This window comes from Maribacter spongiae, assembly GCF_047345125.1.
Taxonomy (GTDB): Bacteria; Bacteroidota; Bacteroidia; order Flavobacteriales; family Flavobacteriaceae; genus Maribacter.
The window spans coordinates 112,777-133,054 of sequence record NZ_JBLFEQ010000006.1 but is presented as its reverse complement, the minus strand read 5'-3'; the positions used below and the strand labels follow the sequence as shown (position 1 = coordinate 133,054).

The 20,278-nt window shown below is 40.3% G+C and carries 19 protein-coding genes; 10 read left to right on the top strand and 9 right to left on the bottom strand.

The annotated features are described in order from the left end of the window. Positions 1–5 precede the first annotated feature (5 nt). The 7 genes from ACKWB9_RS10120 to ACKWB9_RS10090 all read left to right on the top strand — a co-directional run bounded on the left by ACKWB9_RS10120 (position 6) and on the right by ACKWB9_RS10090 (position 7,193). Positions 6–662 carry a CBS domain-containing protein gene (locus ACKWB9_RS10120; RefSeq protein WP_414002895.1) on the top strand — a complete coding sequence of 219 codons (657 nt, stop codon included), beginning with the start codon at positions 6–8 and terminating at the stop codon, positions 660–662. A gap of 2 nt (positions 663–664) precedes the next feature. Next, positions 665–1,546, top strand: a complete 882-nt coding sequence (locus tag ACKWB9_RS10115; protein WP_414002894.1) for an NAD kinase — start codon at positions 665–667, stop codon at positions 1,544–1,546. 116 nt (positions 1,547–1,662) lie between these two features. Beyond that, a complete protein-coding gene (porG, locus tag ACKWB9_RS10110; RefSeq protein WP_414002893.1) occupies positions 1,663–2,349 on the top strand; it encodes a type IX secretion system protein PorG in 687 nt (228 codons plus the stop codon). Positions 2,350–2,357: 8 nt separating this feature from the next. Further along, entirely contained in the window at positions 2,358–3,098 is a 741-nt protein-coding gene (locus tag ACKWB9_RS10105; protein ID WP_414002892.1) for an isoprenyl transferase, read from the top strand. 4 nt (positions 3,099–3,102) lie between these two features. Further along, positions 3,103–5,709 (top strand): BamA/OMP85 family outer membrane protein, encoded by a 2,607-nt coding sequence (locus ACKWB9_RS10100; RefSeq protein WP_414003017.1) that lies wholly within the window; start codon positions 3,103–3,105, stop codon positions 5,707–5,709. A 104-nt stretch (positions 5,710–5,813) separates the two neighbouring features. After that, positions 5,814–6,644 (top strand): OmpH/Skp family outer membrane protein, encoded by an 831-nt coding sequence (locus tag ACKWB9_RS10095; protein WP_414002891.1) that lies wholly within the window; start codon positions 5,814–5,816, stop codon positions 6,642–6,644. A 39-nt stretch (positions 6,645–6,683) separates the two neighbouring features. Then, complete coding sequence (locus ACKWB9_RS10090) at positions 6,684–7,193, top strand: OmpH/Skp family outer membrane protein (protein WP_414002890.1); 510 nt, start codon at positions 6,684–6,686, stop codon at positions 7,191–7,193. Positions 7,194–7,254: 61 nt separating this feature from the next. On the opposite strand, the gene ACKWB9_RS10085 is transcribed toward ACKWB9_RS10090, so the two are convergent. The 4 genes from ACKWB9_RS10085 to gcvP all read right to left on the bottom strand — a co-directional run bounded on the left by ACKWB9_RS10085 (position 7,255) and on the right by gcvP (position 12,846). Further along, positions 7,255–8,109: a glycosyltransferase family 2 protein gene (locus tag ACKWB9_RS10085; protein ID WP_414002889.1), complete on the bottom strand. Its 855-nt coding sequence runs from the start codon at positions 8,107–8,109 to the stop codon at positions 7,255–7,257. A 57-nt stretch (positions 8,110–8,166) separates the two neighbouring features. Next, positions 8,167–8,691 carry a methyltransferase gene (locus ACKWB9_RS10080; RefSeq protein WP_414002888.1) on the bottom strand — a complete coding sequence of 175 codons (525 nt, stop codon included), beginning with the start codon at positions 8,689–8,691 and terminating at the stop codon, positions 8,167–8,169. A 77-nt stretch (positions 8,692–8,768) separates the two neighbouring features. Then, positions 8,769–9,824 (bottom strand): 3-oxoacyl-ACP synthase III family protein, encoded by a 1,056-nt coding sequence (locus tag ACKWB9_RS10075; protein ID WP_414002887.1) that lies wholly within the window; start codon positions 9,822–9,824, stop codon positions 8,769–8,771. Between the two features lie 172 nt (positions 9,825–9,996). Beyond that, positions 9,997–12,846, bottom strand: a complete 2,850-nt coding sequence (gene gcvP / locus ACKWB9_RS10070; RefSeq protein WP_414002886.1) for an aminomethyl-transferring glycine dehydrogenase — start codon at positions 12,844–12,846, stop codon at positions 9,997–9,999. Positions 12,847–12,972: 126 nt separating this feature from the next. Here gcvP and ACKWB9_RS10065 point away from each other — a divergent pair, with 126 nt between their 5' ends. Continuing rightward, complete coding sequence (locus ACKWB9_RS10065; RefSeq protein WP_414002885.1) at positions 12,973–13,797, top strand: UbiA prenyltransferase family protein; 825 nt, start codon at positions 12,973–12,975, stop codon at positions 13,795–13,797. Here ACKWB9_RS10065 and ACKWB9_RS10060 read toward each other — a convergent pair. Together ACKWB9_RS10060 and ACKWB9_RS10055 are read right to left on the bottom strand one after the other, a co-directional pair. Continuing rightward, a complete protein-coding gene (locus ACKWB9_RS10060; RefSeq protein WP_414002884.1) occupies positions 13,794–14,021 on the bottom strand; it encodes a hypothetical protein in 228 nt (75 codons plus the stop codon). The two genes, ACKWB9_RS10065 and ACKWB9_RS10060, sit on opposite strands and share 4 nt — an antisense overlap. A gap of 3 nt (positions 14,022–14,024) precedes the next feature. Beyond that, positions 14,025–14,579 (bottom strand): sigma-70 family RNA polymerase sigma factor, encoded by a 555-nt coding sequence (locus ACKWB9_RS10055; protein WP_414003016.1) that lies wholly within the window; start codon positions 14,577–14,579, stop codon positions 14,025–14,027. Positions 14,580–14,693: 114 nt separating this feature from the next. Between ACKWB9_RS10055 and ACKWB9_RS10050 the strand changes: the two genes are divergently transcribed. After that, positions 14,694–15,035, top strand: a complete 342-nt coding sequence (locus ACKWB9_RS10050) for a rhodanese-like domain-containing protein (protein ID WP_414002883.1) — start codon at positions 14,694–14,696, stop codon at positions 15,033–15,035. 100 nt (positions 15,036–15,135) lie between these two features. Here ACKWB9_RS10050 and ACKWB9_RS10045 read toward each other — a convergent pair whose 3' ends face one another. The 3 genes from ACKWB9_RS10045 to ACKWB9_RS10035 all read right to left on the bottom strand — a co-directional run bounded on the left by ACKWB9_RS10045 (position 15,136) and on the right by ACKWB9_RS10035 (position 19,008). Next, positions 15,136–17,163 carry a M3 family metallopeptidase gene (locus ACKWB9_RS10045; RefSeq protein ID WP_414002882.1) on the bottom strand — a complete coding sequence of 676 codons (2,028 nt, stop codon included), beginning with the start codon at positions 17,161–17,163 and terminating at the stop codon, positions 15,136–15,138. A 140-nt stretch (positions 17,164–17,303) separates the two neighbouring features. Next, the gene (purE, locus tag ACKWB9_RS10040; protein ID WP_414002881.1) at positions 17,304–17,795 is read right to left on the bottom strand and encodes a 5-(carboxyamino)imidazole ribonucleotide mutase; all 492 of its coding nucleotides are present in this window, start codon (positions 17,793–17,795) and stop codon (positions 17,304–17,306) included. Positions 17,796–17,853: 58 nt separating this feature from the next. Further along, positions 17,854–19,008: a 5-(carboxyamino)imidazole ribonucleotide synthase gene (locus ACKWB9_RS10035; protein WP_414002880.1), complete on the bottom strand. Its 1,155-nt coding sequence runs from the start codon at positions 19,006–19,008 to the stop codon at positions 17,854–17,856. Between the two features lie 138 nt (positions 19,009–19,146). Here ACKWB9_RS10035 and ACKWB9_RS10030 point away from each other — a divergent pair, with 138 nt between their 5' ends. Next, the gene (locus tag ACKWB9_RS10030; protein WP_414002879.1) at positions 19,147–20,253 is read left to right on the top strand and encodes an adenylate kinase; all 1,107 of its coding nucleotides are present in this window, start codon (positions 19,147–19,149) and stop codon (positions 20,251–20,253) included. Positions 20,254–20,278 lie beyond the last annotated feature (25 nt).

The window sequence follows — 20,278 nt, the reverse complement described above, 5'->3', positions numbered from 1 at the left end:
GAGCTATGAACATTCAAAATCATATTATAACCAATATCCCCATTTTTGAAATCGAGGATTCTTTTGAAAAGATTCTGGAATTTTTCAAGGGCAATACGTTTTCCCATATAGCCATTGTTGAAAAAGGAAGGTTCATCGGGGCATTTTCGGAAAATGATGTCGAGATTGCCGATTCCAAAACGAAAATTGAGGATTACAGATATGATTTGGAAACTTTTTTTGTCCGGAAAGAGACAAATTGGTTGGATGTTTTGGAAGCATTTGCAAGAAATGAGGCCAATCTGTTGCCTATTTTAGGAGAAAACGAAGAGGTATTGGGTTATTATGACCTTACGGATATTGTTGCCGTATTTATCGATACGCCCTTTTTTACAGATCCAGGAAATATTCTTATGGTGGCCACCGGGATCAAGGATTACTCCTTTAGTGAAATAGCCCAAATTGTGGAGAGTAATAATTCAAGGCTCATAGGGGGATTCATTACCGATGTCCAGAATGATGTAGTGCAGGTAACTATCAAAATAAGTTCTTCCAATTTTAACGAGGTGGTACAGACATTTAGGCGCTACAATTATCATATTCTTTTTGGAAATAATGATGATCAGTTCCTGGAAGACCTGAAACAACGATCGGATTATTTGGACAAATATCTAAATGTCTAAAAATGAAAGTTGCTATCTACGGACAGACCTACCAAGATGGTGCCATAGAATTTCTGGTAGAACTTTTGGATGAGCTTAAAAAAGAGACGGCCCAAATTTTTTTGGAAGAAGAGTTTTATAAACTGTTCGGCACTAAGGGGAATAAGGAGGCCTTTTCTACTTTTTCCACCGATTCCGGTCTGGATGGCAGCTTTGATATGTTCGTTAGTTTTGGAGGTGACGGCACCATCCTTAGGGCCATTACTTATGTAAAAGACCTAGGTATCCCTATCGTGGGTGTAAATACGGGACGTCTTGGGTTCTTGTCCACGTTTAAAAAAGAGGACGTAAGAAAGGTAGTAAAGGAATTCGTTCTGGGGGCATATACTATTGTGGAAAGGAGCCTCGTTCAATTGAATACACCGTCTTTGGACATGGAATTTGGCGATTTAAATTTTGCCTTGAATGAAATTGCGGTAAGCAGAAAGGATACCACTTCCATGATCAGGGTCGAGACCTATTTGAACGATGAATACTTAACATCGTATTGGGCGGATGGCCTAATTATCTCCACGCCGACCGGTTCTACAGGATATTCGCTTAGTTGTGGTGGTCCTGTAATCGTACCCACGGCCAAATCCTTGGTGTTGACACCTATTGCTCCCCATAATTTAAACGCAAGACCATTGGTCATTTCCGATGAAACGGTTATCCGATTAAAAGTTTCCGGAAGAGAGGAGAACCATTTGGTTTCTTTGGACAGCAGAATAGCATCATTGGAGAACGGTCAGGAAATTACCATTAAAAAAGCTCCGTTTACCATAAGGATGATAGAATATACCTCGGAAAGTTTTCTGAAAACCTTAAGGAATAAATTGTTGTGGGGCGAGGACAAGCGTAATTGATGCAAAGAGCGAACAATAAATACCTGCAAATACTGTTTATCTTGTGAGAACAAATTTACGGGAATATAGCTATCTGCCTTAGCTGTAATTTTATATTTGAAAACTTTGATCAGGATATGCGGAAGATTGCTTTTGTCTTATTTTTTTTAACCGTCATAGGACTTCGGGCACAGACTTATGAAGTTGGTGTTTTTGCCGGTGGTGCAAATACTATAAGTGATGTGGGGAGAACTAATTTTATACTTCCTTCGGGTATCGCTTTTGGAGGAATATTCAAATGGAACAAGAGTAAAAGATATGCATGGAGGGGCAGTGTCACGTATGGGAAATTTACTGCGGATGATAATAAATCCAATATAAGTTCCAGAAGACAGCGTGGTTATGTGGTCGATAATGCCGTTTTGGAAGCTTCGGCGGGTCTGGAATTTAATTTTGTAGCATATAACCTTCATAAATTAGGGCCGGCCTTTACACCCTATCTCTACACGGGCCTTACTTATTTTAGATACGATTTTGAATACTTCAATGGGGGGGTATTACAGGAAATTTCACAAAAAGATGGCTCATTTGCCATACCAATGACGGTCGGTTTTAAGTACCGTATCAATCAGTTTCTTATTTTTGGGGCGGAAATTGGTGCCAGATATACGTTTACGGATAATCTGGATGCCAGCAATCCTGTGGGTTCAAATTTTAAGGACTTTAGATTTGGAAACGTTTTTAGTGATGATTGGTATGTTTTTTCGGGAGTCACGCTAACCTATACCTTTGGAAGAAAACCCTGCATGGATTGTTTTGAGTAAAACATGAGATGAACAAGATTGAAGATATTGTTCCGCAAAATTTGCCGGAACATTTGGCCATAATTATGGATGGTAATGGCAGATGGGCAAAGGAAAAGGGAAAACACCGAATCTTTGGCCATGAAAATGGCGTTAAGACCGTTAGGACAGTTGTGGAAAACTGCACAAAAATGGGTATAAAGTACCTTACACTTTATACATTTTCCACAGAAAACTGGAATCGCCCCAGGATAGAAGTGGAAACGTTAATGCGATTATTGGTCTCTTCCTTGAGGAAAGAACTTAAAACTTTTAACAAAAACAACATTCGTTTGAACACTATAGGTGATATTTCCGCCCTTCCTAAAAAGGCACAAAGGGAATTATCCGAAGTCATGGAAAAAACAAAGGAAAACACGGCCATGACTTTGACACTGGCCTTGAGTTATGGTTCTAGACAAGAGTTGCAATCGGCTATAAAAGCCATTGCGTTCAAAGTTAAAAATAATATAATTTCACCTGAAAAAATTGATGAAACCATTATAAATAACCATCTTTACACGCAAAATTTGCCAGACGTAGACTTGCTCATCCGTACCAGTGGAGAACATCGGATCAGCAATTTTTTATTATGGCAGATCGCATATGCCGAATTATATTTTATTGATGTATTTTGGCCCGATTTTAGTGAGCATCATTTGGTAGAGGCCATAAAAAATTACCAAAACAGAGAACGAAGATTTGGAAAAACTAGCGAACAACTTACCTAAAGATATGATCAGGTTCATATCCTTGAGCCAATTATCCACCATTTTACTACTGCTTTTTACGGCTTTGAGCTTTGCCCAAGGTTCATCTTACCAAGATGGGAAAAGCTATATATTGGGAGGATTGGAAGTAACGGGGCTTCAGAGTTATAATGAACAAACGGTCAAGACATATACCGGGCTTCGGGTGGGGCAACCCATTATACTTCCGGGGGAACAAATAAGTGCCGTTATCAATAAGCTATGGGGCTTGGAACTATTTAGTTCTATTGATTTTTATATCACCAACATTGAAGGTGATACGGCATTTCTTGAACTCAATATCATAGAGAGGCCCACTTTGACCGATGTTACTTTCTATGGTGTTAAAAAGAGGAAAATAGAGGAACTTGTTAAGGATACGGATTTAAAAAAAGGTAAAAAGATTACGGAAAGCCTTATATCCAATACTAAAAATTACCTTACCAATAAATACAAAAAGCAAGGCTATCTCAATACAAAAGTACATATTGCCACGGCTAAGGATACCTCCGAAACCAATGCGCAAAGTATGGTGGTCAACATAAAAAAAGGAGATAAAGTTAAAATTAAGGATATTGTTTTTGAAGGGAATGAACAACTTTCCAATAAGAAATTGCGTAAGGCCCTTAAAAAGACCAAAAAGAAAAAACTAGGGCGTTTTTGGAAAAAATCCAAATATATCCAAAAAGACTATGAAGAAGATTTGGGTCTTTTGATAGATAAATATGCTGAAAACGGTTATAGGGACGCACGGATAATTTCAGATACTTTGGTGAAGGTAGATGAAAACAATATCGCATTAAAGATTAAGGTAGAGGAAGGAAATAAGTATTATTTTGGAGATATAGATTTTATCGGGAACACCGTATATACTGATCGGCAGTTATCCCGTCAATTGGGAATAAGAAAGGGATCGACCTATAATGGGGTCTTATTACGGGAACGCATTGCCGATAACTCTAAACCCGACCCTAATGATGTAACCAGCTTATATCAAAATAACGGTTACTTATTTTCACAGATCAATCCCGTTGAAGTTTCGGCGGCGAACGATACCATAAATTTTGAGATTAGGATCATAGAAGGTAAGGAGACCTTTTTGGATCATGTTACCGTTTCGGGGAATGACAAGACCAATGACCATGTTATCTTTCGCGAACTGCGCACGAGGCCGGGACAAAAATATAACAAGTCCGATATTATAAGAAGTATCCGAGAATTAGGACAGTTGGGCTTTTTTGATGCCGAACAGATTACCCCCGATGTTTTAAATGCAAATCCCAATGAAGGTACCGTGGATTTGGCTTGGAATTTGGTAGAATCCGGTTCCAGTCAGATAGAGTTGCAGGGCGGTTACGGCGGTGGCGGTTTTATAGGTACCCTTGGCCTTTCATTTAGTAACTTCTCCATACAGAATTTGTTTAAGGGCGAAGCCTATAAACCGGTTCCCATGGGAGATGGGCAGACATTTGCCTTACGTGTACAGGCAAGTAGGACCTTTAGGGTGTATAGTTTAAACTTTTCGGAACCCTGGCTGGGAGGCAAAAAACCGGTCCGTTTTAATTTAAGCCTTTCTAGAACACAGCAATTTGCATCATCCTTTGGAGGCAGAAGGGGAATAAATGTGGATAAGAGCCGTCAGTTTAGTATAACGGGAATAAGTCTTGGTTTGGCAAAGCGGGTGCAATGGCCAGATGATTTCTTTACTATTTCCCATTCTTTAGGATATCAATTGTACGACTTTAGAAATTATAATATAGGGTTGTTCAACTTTGGAAATGGAAAATCCAATGCATTGACCTATACCTTTGGAATAACAAGAAGCGCAACACAGGGAGGGCGTATTTTTCCAAGGGGAGGTTCTAATTTTGAGATTACGGCCAAATTTACCCCACCCTATTCTTTGTTCAGCAATAAGGATTTCAAATCATTGAGGGACAGAAGTGAGGAATTGACCACTAGAAGAGCCAGGGGGCAGGCGTTAACACAGAGTGAAATCCGGGAGTTGGAAAACTCGGATCAGGAACGTTTTAGATTATTGGAATACTATAAGATTAAATTCAAGGGAGACTGGTATACCACTTTAGTAGATAAATTGGTCTTGAGGACCAATGCGGAATTTGGGTTTTTGGGCAATTATAATAGTGATATTGGCGATGTGCCTTTTGAACGCTTCTTTGTAGGTGGGGATGGTTTGGGGAATTTTACCTTGGATGGCCGGGACGTAGTTCAATTAAGAGGGTATGAAAACCAATCACTTACCCCGATAGACCCGCTTACCGGGCAACAGGATGGCGGTTTGGCATACAATAAATTTTCTATGGAACTAAGATATCCATTAACTCTAAAACCTTCCGCATCTATTTATGGCCTTGCTTTTCTGGAAGGGGGAAATTCTTTCAACAATTTTCAGCAATTTAATCCGTTTCAATTAAAACGGTCGGCCGGTGTGGGGCTTCGCATCTTTATGCCAGCATTTGGATTACTGGGAATTGATTTTGGCTATGGGTTTGATGAGGACCTTAGGCCTCAATCTATTGGGCAAGGTCCAAGCGGATGGCAAACGCACTTCATTATTGGTCAGCAGTTTTAATTTTTATAAGATGATTTGTAATTGTGCTTTATGCTAACCCTTTCATTTTAAAAGTTTTAGTAATTTTGGCACGATATTTTCTATTGGATTAAACGATATCAAAAATGAAATCAAAAACCAAAGTTCTTTTTTTATTGATCGCCTTTTTTGGAATACGAGCTTCCTTTGCACAGAGGGGGATTAGAATGGCCTATATCGATATGGAATATATTCTGGAGAATGTAGAGGAATATAGGGATGCAAGTACCCAATTGGATGCCAAAGTCCAAAAATGGAAAATACAAGTAGAGCAAAAACAGAACAGGGTAACGCAAATGAAGAAGGATTTAATGGCGGAGAAAGTATTGCTGACCCCGGAGTTGATCGCTGAACGGGAAGAGGAAATACAGGTTTTGGAAAAAGAGATGTTGGAATATCAACAAGACCGTTTTGGACCGCAAGGAGATTTGGTTTTACAAAAGCGACGATTAATACAACCTATACAAGATCAGGTCTTTAATGAGGTACAGAAGATAGGGGCAAATAAAAAGTATGATTTTATTTTTGATAAATCAGCGGATGTTGTAATGTTGTATTCCCAAAAAAGACATGATATCAGCGATTTGATATTAAGGAGTATTGCCAGAACACGAAAAATTAGTAAACCGGCAAAAAAAGCCAGGGAAAGAAGTAAACTGGACGATTTTGAAGCGATAGAGGACAAGGAGCTGACGGAGGCCCTTCAGGAGAGGTTGGATAAGGCAAAACAGGCGGAAGAGGCCAGGGCTAAAACGGCACAGGAAAGAAGGGCGGAGCAATTGAGATTACGGGAAGAGCGTAAAAAAGCTTATGAAGAACGACGAAAAAAATTGTTAGCGGAAAGAGAAGCAAGGAAAAAGGAAAAGCTGGAAGAGCGAAAAAAGAGTACGGAAAAAAAAGAAGATAATAATCAGTAACCATTAATTAACACTCAAATACGAATTAAATTTTAACTCATGAAAAATGTAAAAAAAGTAGCGGTAGCCTTGATGTTGTTCGTGGCGGCTACCAGTTTTGTGAACGCACAGAGTAAAGTAGCTCATATAGACGTTACACAATTGCTTGCCGCAATGCCCGAAATGAAAACGGCCGAAGCGGAACTTAAAAAATTATCGGAAACCTATCAATCCGATATTCAAGCGTCCGTAACCGAACTCCGTAATAAATACACACAGTATCAAAACGAGGCTCCTTCAAAATCAAAGGAAGAAAATGATAAGAGAGCCTTGGAGTTACAAGGGTTAGAGAAAAATGTTACTGAATTTCAACAAAATGCCCAACAGGAAATCCAAAAAAAGCAAGCGGAACTTTTTGCACCCATTTCCGAAAAGGCAAAAGCTGCCATTGAAAAAGTAGCGGCTGCCCAGGGGTTTGACTATGTTTTGGATGCGCAACCTCAGGCAGGCCTTATCGTTGCTAAGGGAAAAGACCTTTTGGTAGATGTTAAAAAAGAACTTGGTATCTAAACAAATATTAGCAATAGATAAAAATAAAGCAAGCCATCTTTAAAGATGGCTTGCTTTATTTTTATGAAATCAATTTTCGTTTTATAGTTGCCCAACGCAAGGATCGGATAAATTTTCCTTCCTTGGGGGAGACTAAAAAAGGAGCCTCTTCCTTTTTCGCTTCCAGATACCCATACATATTATCTATAAAAGCTGCTCGCCTTTTTTGTTTCCAGGCCATTTTTAAAGAGGCGATACAACTGATCCAAAAGCCATAGCGCATGGTGTACATGGCCCTTCCCTGAAGCAGTTTTGCCTTGGGATTATAAGCTTTTCCCGTTGGTCTCAGATGCTTTACTTTTAAGCTATCCACGGTTTCAATTTCAAAACCATGATATTGGGCCAGGAGTTCGTCCACGGTATCCCAACCCATGGCTGTTTTGAGCCCTCCGATAGCTTCAAAACAACTTTTGGAATAGGCCTTAAAGGCCCCTCTGACGTGTTTTTTGTCCATCGGATGGTTTAGTGCCCATTTTCCGTTTGTGGTTTCTTCATAGATAAAACCACCTGCTATACCTATTTGTGGGTTTCCTTTAAAGGTAAACGCTATTTTTTCAAAATAATCATTGGGCAATATAATGTCTGCATCAAGTTTTACTATAAAATCGTAATCGTTGTCTAATATGGTCAGCCCAGAATTAAATGCGTTGACGACCTTGCTTCCCGGTAAATGTTCCGTAGCGGAGGATATATTCAGTTTTTTGAAAATTGGATTTTTTAAGGTAAAATCCGTTATGATTTTTTCCGTTGCATCCGTAGAATTATCATTTACAGCGATTACTTTTTGGGGCGGCAGGGTCTGGGATAACACAGATTCCAAAGTCTTCTGAATAAAGGCTTCCTCATTATGTGCCGGTATAACAATGTAATATCTCATTACAAAATGTTGAATTTTTAAATTCCACCCTAGCTATCAGGGCTGATTCTTGTTTTTTTAGTTTTCACGAACGGCATATACGATATAGTATCTAGGGGTGAAGCTTCTTAATAATGGACGTACCCCCAATTTCTTAACGGGATTGGTCCATTTTGCACTATCCTTTATGGTCCAACCTGATTTTTCCATCAACCAATCAAATTGCCAGGTCTCAAATTCATGATAATGTCTGTCCCATGGATCTGTTTTACTTTTATAGGCCGGGGAAAACCATAATTTTAATGGAATACTGGCAACCAATCGATTTGCTTCTATTTCTTTCAGAATATTAAAAGGGGCCAGAAGGTGTTCAAATATTTCAAAGGCGGTAATTACGGTTGCATTGGAGTTTTTAACCGAAGAAAAATCTAGGTCCAAATCTTCTCCTTTCGTGTTTTGAACACGGTAGCCTTGGGAGGTCATGATTTTGGAAAATGGATTCTCAACGCCCAGATCCAATATGGTTTCATCCGTGTTTACATGCTTTTGGAGAAATTCCAGGGTATGGCGAAAACGTTTGGATGGAAAGGTGTTTTTGTACATTTATTCGGTTTCAGATTTCTATTGTTTCAAGTTTAAACCAGGGAAACCTCTCCAGGGACGGGCAGGCTTGAACCGTTTTAAACTCTGTACACAATGGCGTTTACGTTCATTCCGGCGCCAACACTGGCAAAGATAACAACATCTCCCTTTTTGAGCTGGTGGTTTGCCATTTTTCCTTTTCTGATCATATCCAAAAGTGTGGGTACGGTAGCTACAGAACTATTGCCCAATTTTTTGATGTTCATGGGCATAATTCCCATGGGGTTTTCCATTTTGTATAATCCATAAAAACGTTTCACGATCGCTTCGTCCATTTTTTCATTGGCTTGATGAATTATTATTTTTTTGACATCGTTAATAGATACACCACTTTCATCTAAACAAGCTGCCATTGCGCCAGGAACATAAGTAACCGCAAATTCATAGATTTTTCTTCCATACATTTTTATGTATTTCGTGCCTTTTTCTGTTGGGTTGTACGACTTTCCGTAGAATAAGAAGTAAGCCTCTTCATAGGTGTATGTAGCGCTGGAATGGGATAGGATTTCGCCACCATCCTTTTTTTGTTCGATTATGGTAGCGCCTGCCCCATCTGAATAGATCATGGAATCCCGATCAAAGGGATCAACGATTCGGGATAAGGTCTCGGCACCTATGACCAAACACTTTTTGGCGATACCGCTTTTAATGAAGGCATTGGCCTGTATGACCCCTTCGATCCATCCCGGACACCCGAACAATAGATCATAGGCAATACACTTGGAGTTTTTTATTCGTAAATGATGTTTTACCCGGGTAGCCAAACTGGGTAGCACGTCACTCTGCGATTGACCATGGGAAACATCACCAAAATTATGTGCAAAAATAATATAGTCCAGTTCTTCTTTGTCGATCCCGGCATCCGCAATGGCTTTTTCCGAAGCCAGAAAGGCAATGTCAGAAGTATTTAGGGTAGGCTCTACGTACCTTCTTTCCGCTATACCGGTTATGGCCCGGAACTTTTCAATGATAACAGGATTATCGTATTTGAACCGACTTCCGTCCGAATTCAAGAATTCATGATTTTCAAAATCTTTGTTCACTATAACTTTGGATGGTACATAACTTCCCGTTCCGGTAATTCCTACACTCATTGGTCCTGTTCTTTTATTGGTGATCAACAAGATAAGTGAAAAGAAGGCAGCTTGTTATGTGCGCATGATACCTATTACGATGTTCATAAGGGGTTATCCCTGGTTTTTAGATTACAAAAAAGCCCCTACTTATACTGTAGAGGCCTTTGTTTTGTTGCTTATTCTTAAGGTGTTATGCTTCTGCATAAGCTTCAATGGGTGCGCAGGTGCAGATTAAATTACGATCTCCGTAGGCATCGTCCACCCTTCTGACCGATGGCCAAAATTTGTTATCCGAAACGTAAGGCAACGGAAAAGCTGCTTGTTGCCTGGTATACGGGAGGTTCCAATCATTGTTCGTAACCATTTCCAGAGTATGTGGGGCGTTTTTCAGTACATTGTTCGGATTGTCCGGGTCAACACTGTTTATCTCCTCTCTAATAGAAAGCATGGCATCGCAAAAACGATCCAGTTCCGCAAGGCTTTCACTTTCTGTAGGTTCTATCATTACGGTGCCCGCTACCGGAAAAGAAACGGTAGGAGCGTGAAAACCATAATCCATTAATCGTTTTGCAATATCGGTAACCTCGATTCCCTTTTGTTTAAACGGTCTGCAATCAATGATCATTTCATGTGCGGCCCTTCCTTTTTCCCCGGTATATAGCACATTGAACGTACCGTGTAAGCGGTGTTTAATATAGTTGGCATTTAGTATTGCCGTTTCCGTGGATTTTGTAAGTCCGTAATGCCCCAACATTTTTATATATCCGTAAGAAATCAAACAAGCCAAAGAGCTTCCCCAGGGTGCGGCCGAAACCGATGTAATGGCATGCTCGCCCCCGGTCTTGATTACCGGATTCCCAGGCAAAAAAGGCACTAATTGAGAAGCCACGCAAATAGGGCCTACCCCGGGACCGCCCCCACCATGGGGAATGGCAAAAGTCTTATGCAAATTTAAATGACAGACATCCGCCCCTATGGTAGCGGGATTGGTGAGACCTACTTGAGCGTTCATGTTGGCACCGTCCATATATACTTGTCCGCCATGGTCATGAATGAGTTTTGTAATATGTATTATCGAGGATTCAAAAACGCCATGTGTTGATGGGTAGGTAACCATCAGAGCGGCCAAATTTCCCGAATGCAATGCTACTTTTTCCTCCAGGTCCGCCACATCAATATTCCCTTTTTCATCCGTTTTGGTCACTACTACTTTCATCCCTGCCATAACAGCGGAAGCCGGGTTGGTACCATGTGCGGATGCGGGAATAATACAGATATTCCTATGTGCTTCCCCACGGGATTTATGATATGCCCTTATTACCATCAATCCTGCATATTCTCCTTGGGCCCCGGAATTAGGTTGTAAGGAAGTGCTCGCAAACCCTGTGATCGTTGTTAAATCCTTGGCCAATCCCTTGAGCATAATTTGGTATCCTTCGGCCTGTTCTGTAGGTACAAAAGGATGGATGTTCCCCCAATTTGCCTGACTCAACGGAAGCATTTCACTCGCTGCATTCAATTTCATGGTACAGCTTCCCAAAGAAATCATACTGTGATTGAGTGCCAAATCCTTCCGCTCCAGTTTTTTTATGTACCGCATGATTTCCGTCTCCGAATGATAGGAATTAAAAACCTTATTTTCCAGAAAAGGGGTGGTACGTTGAATGCTTTCCGGAATATTACATGCTTGTAATAACTCCCCGATATTTTCAACAGTTTTTCCCGATGCTTCCGAAAAAATGGTGACAATCTGATTCAAATCGTTCAATGATGTGGCTTCGTTTACCGCAATGGAAACGGTCTCTTCATCAATATACAGGAAATTTACCTCATGCCTTTCAGCGATCGGTCTTATTTTTTTTGCATTTGCCTTAACGGTGATAGTGTCAAAATAAGAGGTATTGATTTGGTATAATCCTAATTTTTCAAGGGCATCTGCCAGGGTACTGGCACTTGAATGCACTTTGTTCGCAATATATCTTAGTCCGTCAGGACCGTGGTAAACGGCATACATCCCTGCCATTATGGCCAACAATACCTGGGCAGTACAAATATTGGAAGTGGCCTTGTCCCTTTTAATATGTTGTTCGCGGGTCTGTAGGGCCATGCGCAGACCGGGCTTTCCATCCGTATCTTTTGTTACCCCAATAATTCGTCCGGGGATATTTCTCTTGTATTGTTCTTTTGTGGCAAAAAAGGCGGCATGGGGCCCGCCATATCCTAATGGAATGCCAAAGCGTTGTGTGGTTCCAATGACCACATCGACACCAAATTCGCCCGGAGGGGTCAATAAAACCAAACTAAGAATATCTGCGGCTACGGCCACTTTAATATCCGTTTCTTTGGCTTTTGAAACAAAAGAAGCATAATCATGGACCTGGCCATATTTCCCAGGATATTGTAGCAAGGCACCGTAAAAGTCGGTTTCAAAAGTAAAATCTTCATGATTGCCTATCACCAATTCTATGTTAAGAGGTGTGGCCCGTGTTTTTAGAACCGATAGTGTTTGCGGTAACACTTCTTCCGAAACGAAAAATTTTAGGACACCGTTCTTTTTTTGTTCCCTGCTCCTTACGTCGAACAACATGGTCATTGCCTCGGCCGCGGCAGTACTTTCATCCAATAAGGAGGCATTGGCGAGTTCCATTCCTGTTAAATCGGTGACTATGGTCTGAAAGTTCAATAAAGCCTCTAAACGTCCTTGGGCTATTTCCGCTTGATAGGGTGTATAGGCCGTGTACCATCCGGGATTCTCCAATATATTCCTTTTGATGACCGAAGGCATTAGGCTTTCATGGTACCCAAGGCCTATATAGGAACGAAAAACCTTGTTCTTTTTGGAAAGAGCTTCAATATGTGCCAAAAATTTGTGTTCACTCATAGGTGCATCCAGATCCAAAGGTTTTTTCAATCGGATTTCATCCGGTATGGTTTCATAAATAAGCTGTTCCAGATTATCTACCTGAACTGTCTTTAGCATGTGTGAAAGATCTTTTTCACGGATTCCTATATGGCGCGATGCGAACACGTCGGTCTTCATTGTTTCTTAGAATTAGTCGTGCAAAATTAGGGATAAATTCCTTGTGAAAAAGCACTTTGTCAAGAGGTTGGATGAAAGTTTTTAACCAAAAAGAACCGTTATGAACAGTTTGGTTATTTTTGTTGAATGACGTGGGTTCGCCGTATTTTTGACTTTTATCTGGATGCCAGTATCCACATTGCTTTTGCCGTTTTTGCTTTGGTACAGGTGACGATCTTGACCTTGGATATTTCCAATGATGGACATCTTTCCTGGTTTCTTTTTTTTGGAACCATAAGTTGCTACAATTTCATCAAGTTTGGTGTGGAAGCGGAAAAATATCTTGTTTTGGTAAATAGGTATCATAAAAATATTCAACTGGTCAGTTTTTTGGCCCTGGCCCTGGCCCTTTATCATGCCACTTTTTTGAATAAGGAAGTTTGGTTGGGTATAGGGGCGTTATTGTTTCTGACAGGGCTTTATGCATTGCCGGTTTTGCCAAGTGCGAAGAATTTGAGGAGTTGGGGCAGTCTCAAGATTTTTATTGTGGCCCTGGTCTGGGCGGGTGCGACCGTGATTCTTCCTTATTTGGTAGGGAACGTTATAGTTTCTTGGGATGTTGGTATCGAATTTGTACAGCGTTTTCTCATTGTTCTGATTTTATTGATTCCCTTTGAGATACGGGATTTAAAATACGATAAGGAAGAACTTGGGACATTGCCACAACGTTATGGTATAACCAAAACCAAAATACTTGGGGCCTGCTTAATTATATTATTCTTTTTCTTAACTTTTGTAAAGGACGGGATAACCCATTTGGAGCTTTGGGCAAAAGCAATAGTATGTTTACTGCTCTTGAGCGTAATATACGTTACTAAACAAGACCAATCGAAATATTTTGCCTCGTTTTGGGTGGAAGGCATTCCAATAGTATGGTATTGCCTTGCATTTATTTTAGGAAAAGGGTTTTAATCTTTCTTCTGTAACTGTTGCTTCATTTTTAGTTTTTCCTTTTCGGACAGGCTATGAAGATTTGCCTGATTACAAAGGGTGGTGAACTCCTTGTTCTTTTTGGTGAATACGGAACACGTTTTACATACGATTAAATGAAACCTTAATTTCATTTTCTCTATAAAGGTAGCCTCTCCGTATTGGGCTTTATTGCAAATTTGAGCTGCTTTGTCACAAGAAATCATATACTAATACCAATTTTCATTAAGGCATCCCATCAAGGCCGTTCTGGCCCGATGGATCATTACCCATAGGTTGGACGGATTAATTCCTAACTCATTACAAATATCTTCCGTACTTATTCCTTGAATGGTCTTCATAGTAAAGACCGTGGATTGTTTTTTAGGTAATTTGGCGATACATTCCTGTATGGCCAACCCCAATTCTTCATTTTCTATCGTGCTATTTTCATAGTTGCTAAAAGGGTCCGCCACTTGTTCTTCTAGCCAATCCCCTTCAATATCACTATTGGAACTATAATTCATCCGAACTTCGGCCTTTCCTTTTTTGGAATTTATTTTTCGGTAATAATCTATTACCTTTCTTTTCAAAATGGCGATTAACCATGTTCGCTCTGCGGCATCACCTTTATAGTTTTTGGCCGATTTGAGTCCTGCAAAGAACGTTTCCTGAACCAGATCCTTTGCTATTTCAGCATCGCTGACCCGTCCAATGGCATAATTAAAAAGATAATCTGCATAGTTATCCACCCAATTGTCCGGTTGTAGTTGATTTATGGTCATATTCTTTTGGTAGTTTTCAAAAGTAATTGAATTTGATTTAATTACCCTTATATTTTCATTTTGTTCTTGGTATTTTAGTGCTGACATATTATTTGCTTTTAATAAAAGAGATTCATGAGATTCTTATTTTTTCCAATATTTTTATTGTTATTTAATGCAGGCTATGCCCAAAGTACTTCAAAACATATCACAGAGTTTTCACAAAAAGATATCAATAATGGGATAGTGATAGATGTACGTACTCCAGAAGAGTTTGAACAGGGGCATTTGGATAATGCCATCAATATCAATTGGTTCGATACCAATTTTGCCCGGCAATGCAATACATTGGACAAGGACAAGATTATTTATGTTTACTGTAAAAAAGGAGGGAGAAGTGCTGAAGCACAGAAAAAATTAATATCCCTAGGATTCAAGGTAATCGATCTGGAAGGTGGTTATGATGCCATTAAGTAAGTCATAATTGATCATGTTATGAGTCCATGCCAGAACATAACGGGAGTTTTGGTTTAAAGTTTAAACAGCTATTTAAGATAGTTTACTGGATATTTCCAAATTATTCGGTTGCTAATAACCCTGCCCGTTCCAATAACGCTTCAACTTTTGGTTCGGCACCCCTAAAGCGTTTATATAGTACCATTGGATTTTCTGTACCGCCTTTTGAAAGAACATGTTTTTTGAATTTATCGGCTACGGCCGCATTGAAAATTCCTTTTTCCTTAAAATGGGCAAAGGCATCCGCATCCAAAACTTCGGCCCATTTGTAACTGTAATATCCAGAAGAATAACCTCCCTGAAAAATATGGGAAAAAGCCGTACTCATACAGGTCTCAGGAGTTTCGGGATAAAGCATCGTATTTTCAAAAGCACTGGTTTCATGTGATTTCACGTTGGTAATATGGGATGGGTCAATACCGTGCCATGCCATGTCCAATAATCCAAAACTTAACTGCCGTAAGGTCTGCATGCCTTCTTGAAAGGTGGCGGACTCCTTTATTTTTTGAATCAATTCCATGGGGATAATTTCTCCCGTTTCATAATGTTTGGCAAAAAGTTCCAGGGCTTCTTTTTCATAACACCAATTTTCCATAATCTGGCTTGGCAATTCTACAAAGTCCCAATAAACGGATGTACCCGATAGACTTGGGTAAACTGTATTGGCCAACATACCATGTAGTCCGTGACCAAATTCATGAAACAGGGTAGTTACTTCATTAAAGGTCAATAAAGAAGGTTTGGCCGTTGTTGAAGGGGTAAAGTTGCAAACGTTGGAGATATGGGGGCGTATATTTTTACCGTTCTTTTTATATTGTGATTTAAAGGAAGTCATCCATGCACCTCCCCGTTTTCCGGCACGAGGGTGAAAATCGGCATAAAAAATAGAGATAAAGTTTTTCTCGCTGTCATATACCTGATAGGTCTTTACCTCTTCATGATATTTTTCAATATCCGTTACTTCCTCAAACTGTAGTCCAAATAATTTTTCCGCTATTTTAAAAACACCGGCTATAACATGCTCCAGTTTAAAATAAGGTTTTAATTGCTCGTCGTCCAAACTGAATAATTTTTGTTTCAGTTTTTCCGAATAATAGGCACTGTCCCATTTTTCCAACCGGTCTATATTGTCCAATTCTTTTGCGAAATCCTGCAATTGGGCAAACTCCCGCTCAGCGGCCGGTTTGGCTTTTTCCAAAAGTTCGTTTAAAAAAGAATATACTTTTTCCGGTGTTTCAGCCATGCGTTCCTCCAATACATAATGCGCATGGGTCTTATATCCCAAAAGATTTGCCCTTTCATGGCGCAGTTGGGCAATACGCAATACATTTTCTTGATTGTCAAGTACATCGGAATGAAAACCTTTGGAGCCAAAAGCCATGGAAAGTTCTTTGCGTAATTCCCTGTTCTTGGCATACTTCATAAAGGGGATATAACTGGGGTAATCCAAAGTGATTGTCCATCCTTCTTTCTGTTCTCTGGTCTTTGCCAATAGGGCGGCGGCTTCCTTGGCTCCTTCCGGTAACCCCTCTAGATTGGATTCATCGGTCAGGTGCAATTGATATTTATTGGTTTCTGCCAATACGTTTTCCCCGAATTTTAGCTTTAATCCAGACAATTCGGCATCAATTTCACGGAGTCTTTTCTTCTTTTCCTCGGGGAGGTTTGCACCGTTTCGGCTAAAGCTTTTGTATTTTTTATCCAATAGTGTCCGTTGTTCTGCGGATAGCCTCAATTTCCCTTTTTGCTCATAAACCGATCTGATCCGCCCAAAAAGTTCTTCGTTCAAGGTAATATCATTGCTGAATTCCGATAATAGCGGGGAAATTTCCTGGGCTATTTTTTGAATTTCTTCATTGGTTTCGGCCGAGTTCAGGTTGAAAAAAACACTCGAGATCCTGTCCAATTGTCGGCCTGAAAATTCCAAGGCCTCTACGGTATTCTCAAAGGTCGGTGTTTCCGTATTTTTTGTTATGGCATCGATTTCGGTTCGGGCATCTTCCATTGCCCGCAAAAAGGCAGGTTTAAAGTGTTCGTTTTTTATTTGGGAAAAAGGTGCGGTATCGAATGGGGTCAATAATGGATTCATAAAAAGTTTATGGGATTATGGATTTATGGGAAGAAAAAAATCAATTTGCCAACTGCCAACTGCCAACTGCCAACTGCCAACTGCCAACTGCCAATTGCCAACTGTTTATTGTTCACTGTTCACTGTTCACTGTTCATTGCTTATTGTTCGCCGTTTACTGATTTTGCCCCTTCGATTACTTTTTGCTTTAGGCCTTCTTTATATAGGATAATTTTGTCCAAAACACACTTGTCCGAACTACCGATAATCTGTGCGGCTAAAATACCTGCATTTTTTGCACCATTTAGGGCTACTGTAGCTACGGGAACACCGCCAGGCATTTGAAGAATGGAGAGTACGGAATCCCAACCATCTATGGAGTTACTACTCTTTACCGGAACCCCGATTACGGGAAGGGGAGACATGGATGCCACCATTCCGGGAAGATGGGCGGCCCCGCCCGCACCGGCTATAATTACGGAATAGCCGTTGGTATGGGCATTTTTGCTGAAATCGAACAATTTTTCAGGAGTCCGGTGTGCGGAAACAATATCCACATCCACGGTAATATCAAATCCTTTTAAGATATCGATGGCGTCCTGCATAACGGGGAGGTCACTGGTGCTTCCCATGACAACGGCTACTTTACTCATAAAATTCCAAATTATAAATTCCAAATTCCATATTTCTTTGGTATTCGGTCTTTGTGATTTATTTGCTGATTACGTTAATCGTTTCCTTGACTTGTTGTGCCACTATCCTTGCTTTGGCAATATCTTTGTCCACTATGGTCACATGTCCCATTTTTCGAAAAGGGCGGGTCTGCTTTTTGCCATAGATATGAGGGGTTACACCGTTCATGTCAAGAATTTGTTCCATGTTTTCATAGACTACATCGCCGGTATGGCCTTCCGCACCCGTTAAATTTACCATGATTCCGGCCAATTTGCTTTCGGTCCGCCCCAATGGCAAATTTAAAATGGCACGCAAGTGCTGTTCAAATTGGTTCGTATAGCTCGCTTCTATACTGTAATGTCCACTATTATGGGGTCTGGGAGCCACTTCGTTCACTAGGATCTCATCGTCTTCCGTTTGGAACATCTCCACGGCCAGAAGCCCGGTCAATTCAATCTTTTGGGCTACTTTTAGGGCCAGATTTTTTGCTTTCTCAGCTACTTTACTGTCTATTCTGGCAGGACAGACCACATATTCTACCTGATTGGCTTCCGGATGAAATTCCATTTCCACAACAGGATATGTGGCTAGGTTTCCACTGGAGTTTCGGGCTACGATTACCGCCAGTTCGTTTTTAAAGGGAACCATGATTTCGGTAATGCATTCACCGGAAGGCAGTCCGTCCAAATCTTCCAATTTGCGGACTATTTTTACCCCCTGTCCGTCATATCCAAACTGTGCAACTTTCCATACAAATGGGAAACTAAGCCCGCCATTGGCAATACTGTCCTTGATTTCGCTCAAATAAGCAAAGCGTTGAAAGCCCGCCGTAGGAATATTATTGTCCACATAGAACAGTTTTTGTTTGGCCTTATTTTGGATAATGCGTAACGGTTTCGATTGCGGATATACTTTAACGCCCTCTTTTTCCAATTGCTCCAGGGCATCAAGGTTAACATTTTCAATTTCAATGGTAAGCACATCTACGTCTTTTCCAAAACCGTAGACCGTTTCATAATCTAGGAGACTCCCCTGAACAAACTCATTGCAGGCTATTCTGCAAGGCGCTTCGATGGAAGCATCCAGAACCTTGGTGGCGATATCCCATTTTCGGGTTTCGTATAGCATCATTTTGCCCAATTGCCCACCACCTAAAATACCAAGCTTAAAATCCGAAGAAAAATAATTCATAAGGTCCGGGATATGTTCTAGAATTAAATCGACCTGATTTACGACAAAAATACATCTAAATATGAGAATCCTATCCCTTTAAATTCAAAAAACACAGGGCAAAATGCTATCTTTGCCAACCTTATTAATAATTTGAAATTGATACAGCTGCATGACAAATTTTTTAAGCCTTTTCTAAGCGAAAAGGAAATTCAGCAGGCCGTGAAGGGTATTGCCGATAGGATTGCGGCCGACTATGCCGATGAGACGCCCATTTTTGTAGGGGTACTCAATGGTTCGTTCATGTTCGTATCGGATTTTTTAAAGGCATACCCCCATCCTTGTGAAGTCTCTTTTGTGAAATTGAGCTCTTATCAAGGGCTTACCTCTACCGGAATTGTGGAAACCTTATTGGACCTACCCGAAAATATTGAAGGGCGCAGTGTTATTATTTTGGAAGATATTATAGATACCGGGAGAACTTTGCAGGAATTGGTACATCTATTTACGAATACCAATGTAAAGGAATTCAAGATTGCCAGTCTTTTTTATAAATCCGAGATATATAATGGGGAGTATACCATTGATTATTTTGGCTTGGAAATACCGGATCGATTTATTGTCGGGTATGGACTGGATTATAAGGAATTAGGAAGAAACTTAAAAGAAATATACCAACTAAACCAAAAGCATATGATCAACCTTGTACTTTTTGGAAAACCTGGGGCAGGAAAAGGCACACAGGCAGAATTTTTAAAGGATAAGTACAATTTAAAGCACATTTCTACAGGAGATGTTTTCCGATACAATATTAAAAACGGTACCGAATTAGGAACCTTGGCCAAGTCCTATATTGATAAGGGCGATTTGGTACCGGATGAAGTAACCATTAAAATGTTGGAGAGCGAAGTGGATAAAAACCCCGATGCTGACGGTTTTATATTTGATGGTTTTCCAAGAACGGCGGCACAGGCGGAGGCCCTGGACAATTTTTTGGAATCCAAGGACATGAACGTGAATGCCACCATAGCTTTGGAGGCCAATGACGAGGTGTTGATAGCACGTTTGTTGGAAAGGGGAAAGATCAGTGGCCGTACGGATGATCAGGACGTGGATAAAATCCGAAATCGTTTTGACGAATACAATACCAAAACCGCGCCGTTAAAGGAATATTATGAAGAACAGCATAAATTCCATAGTGTAAACGGCATTGGAAGTATTGCCGAAATCACGGAAAGATTGACTAAAGTGATCGAGCAATTTTAAAGCGTTTCTTCGGTTTCCTGTTCAG

What these genes read in the sequence shown, in the direction of transcription:
- ACKWB9_RS10065 (WP_414002885.1), top strand. Translation starts at nt 12,973, where the DNA reads ATGACGTGGGTTCGCCGTATTTTTGACTTTTATCTGGATGCCAGTATC.
- ACKWB9_RS10035 (WP_414002880.1), bottom strand. Translation starts at nt 19,008, where the DNA reads ATGAATTATTTTTCTTCGGATTTTAAGCTTGGTATTTTAGGTGGTGGG.
- ACKWB9_RS10060 (WP_414002884.1), bottom strand. Translation starts at nt 14,021, where the DNA reads ATGATTTCTTGTGACAAAGCAGCTCAAATTTGCAATAAAGCCCAATAC.
- purE (WP_414002881.1), bottom strand. Translation starts at nt 17,795, where the DNA reads ATGAGTAAAGTAGCCGTTGTCATGGGAAGCACCAGTGACCTCCCCGTT.
- ACKWB9_RS10085 (WP_414002889.1), bottom strand. Translation starts at nt 8,109, where the DNA reads ATGAGATATTACATTGTTATACCGGCACATAATGAGGAAGCCTTTATT.
- ACKWB9_RS10095 (WP_414002891.1), top strand. Translation starts at nt 5,814, where the DNA reads ATGAAATCAAAAACCAAAGTTCTTTTTTTATTGATCGCCTTTTTTGGA.
- ACKWB9_RS10050 (WP_414002883.1), top strand. Translation starts at nt 14,694, where the DNA reads ATGAGATTCTTATTTTTTCCAATATTTTTATTGTTATTTAATGCAGGC.
- ACKWB9_RS10100 (WP_414003017.1), top strand. Translation starts at nt 3,103, where the DNA reads ATGATCAGGTTCATATCCTTGAGCCAATTATCCACCATTTTACTACTG.
- ACKWB9_RS10115 (WP_414002894.1), top strand. Translation starts at nt 665, where the DNA reads ATGAAAGTTGCTATCTACGGACAGACCTACCAAGATGGTGCCATAGAA.
- ACKWB9_RS10075 (WP_414002887.1), bottom strand. Translation starts at nt 9,824, where the DNA reads ATGAGTGTAGGAATTACCGGAACGGGAAGTTATGTACCATCCAAAGTT.
- ACKWB9_RS10055 (WP_414003016.1), bottom strand. Translation starts at nt 14,579, where the DNA reads ATGACCATAAATCAACTACAACCGGACAATTGGGTGGATAACTATGCA.
- ACKWB9_RS10120 (WP_414002895.1), top strand. Translation starts at nt 6, where the DNA reads ATGAACATTCAAAATCATATTATAACCAATATCCCCATTTTTGAAATC.
- ACKWB9_RS10090 (WP_414002890.1), top strand. Translation starts at nt 6,684, where the DNA reads ATGAAAAATGTAAAAAAAGTAGCGGTAGCCTTGATGTTGTTCGTGGCG.
- ACKWB9_RS10045 (WP_414002882.1), bottom strand. Translation starts at nt 17,163, where the DNA reads ATGAATCCATTATTGACCCCATTCGATACCGCACCTTTTTCCCAAATA.
- gcvP (WP_414002886.1), bottom strand. Translation starts at nt 12,846, where the DNA reads ATGAAGACCGACGTGTTCGCATCGCGCCATATAGGAATCCGTGAAAAA.
- ACKWB9_RS10080 (WP_414002888.1), bottom strand. Translation starts at nt 8,691, where the DNA reads ATGTACAAAAACACCTTTCCATCCAAACGTTTTCGCCATACCCTGGAA.
- ACKWB9_RS10105 (WP_414002892.1), top strand. Translation starts at nt 2,358, where the DNA reads ATGAACAAGATTGAAGATATTGTTCCGCAAAATTTGCCGGAACATTTG.
- porG (WP_414002893.1), top strand. Translation starts at nt 1,663, where the DNA reads ATGCGGAAGATTGCTTTTGTCTTATTTTTTTTAACCGTCATAGGACTT.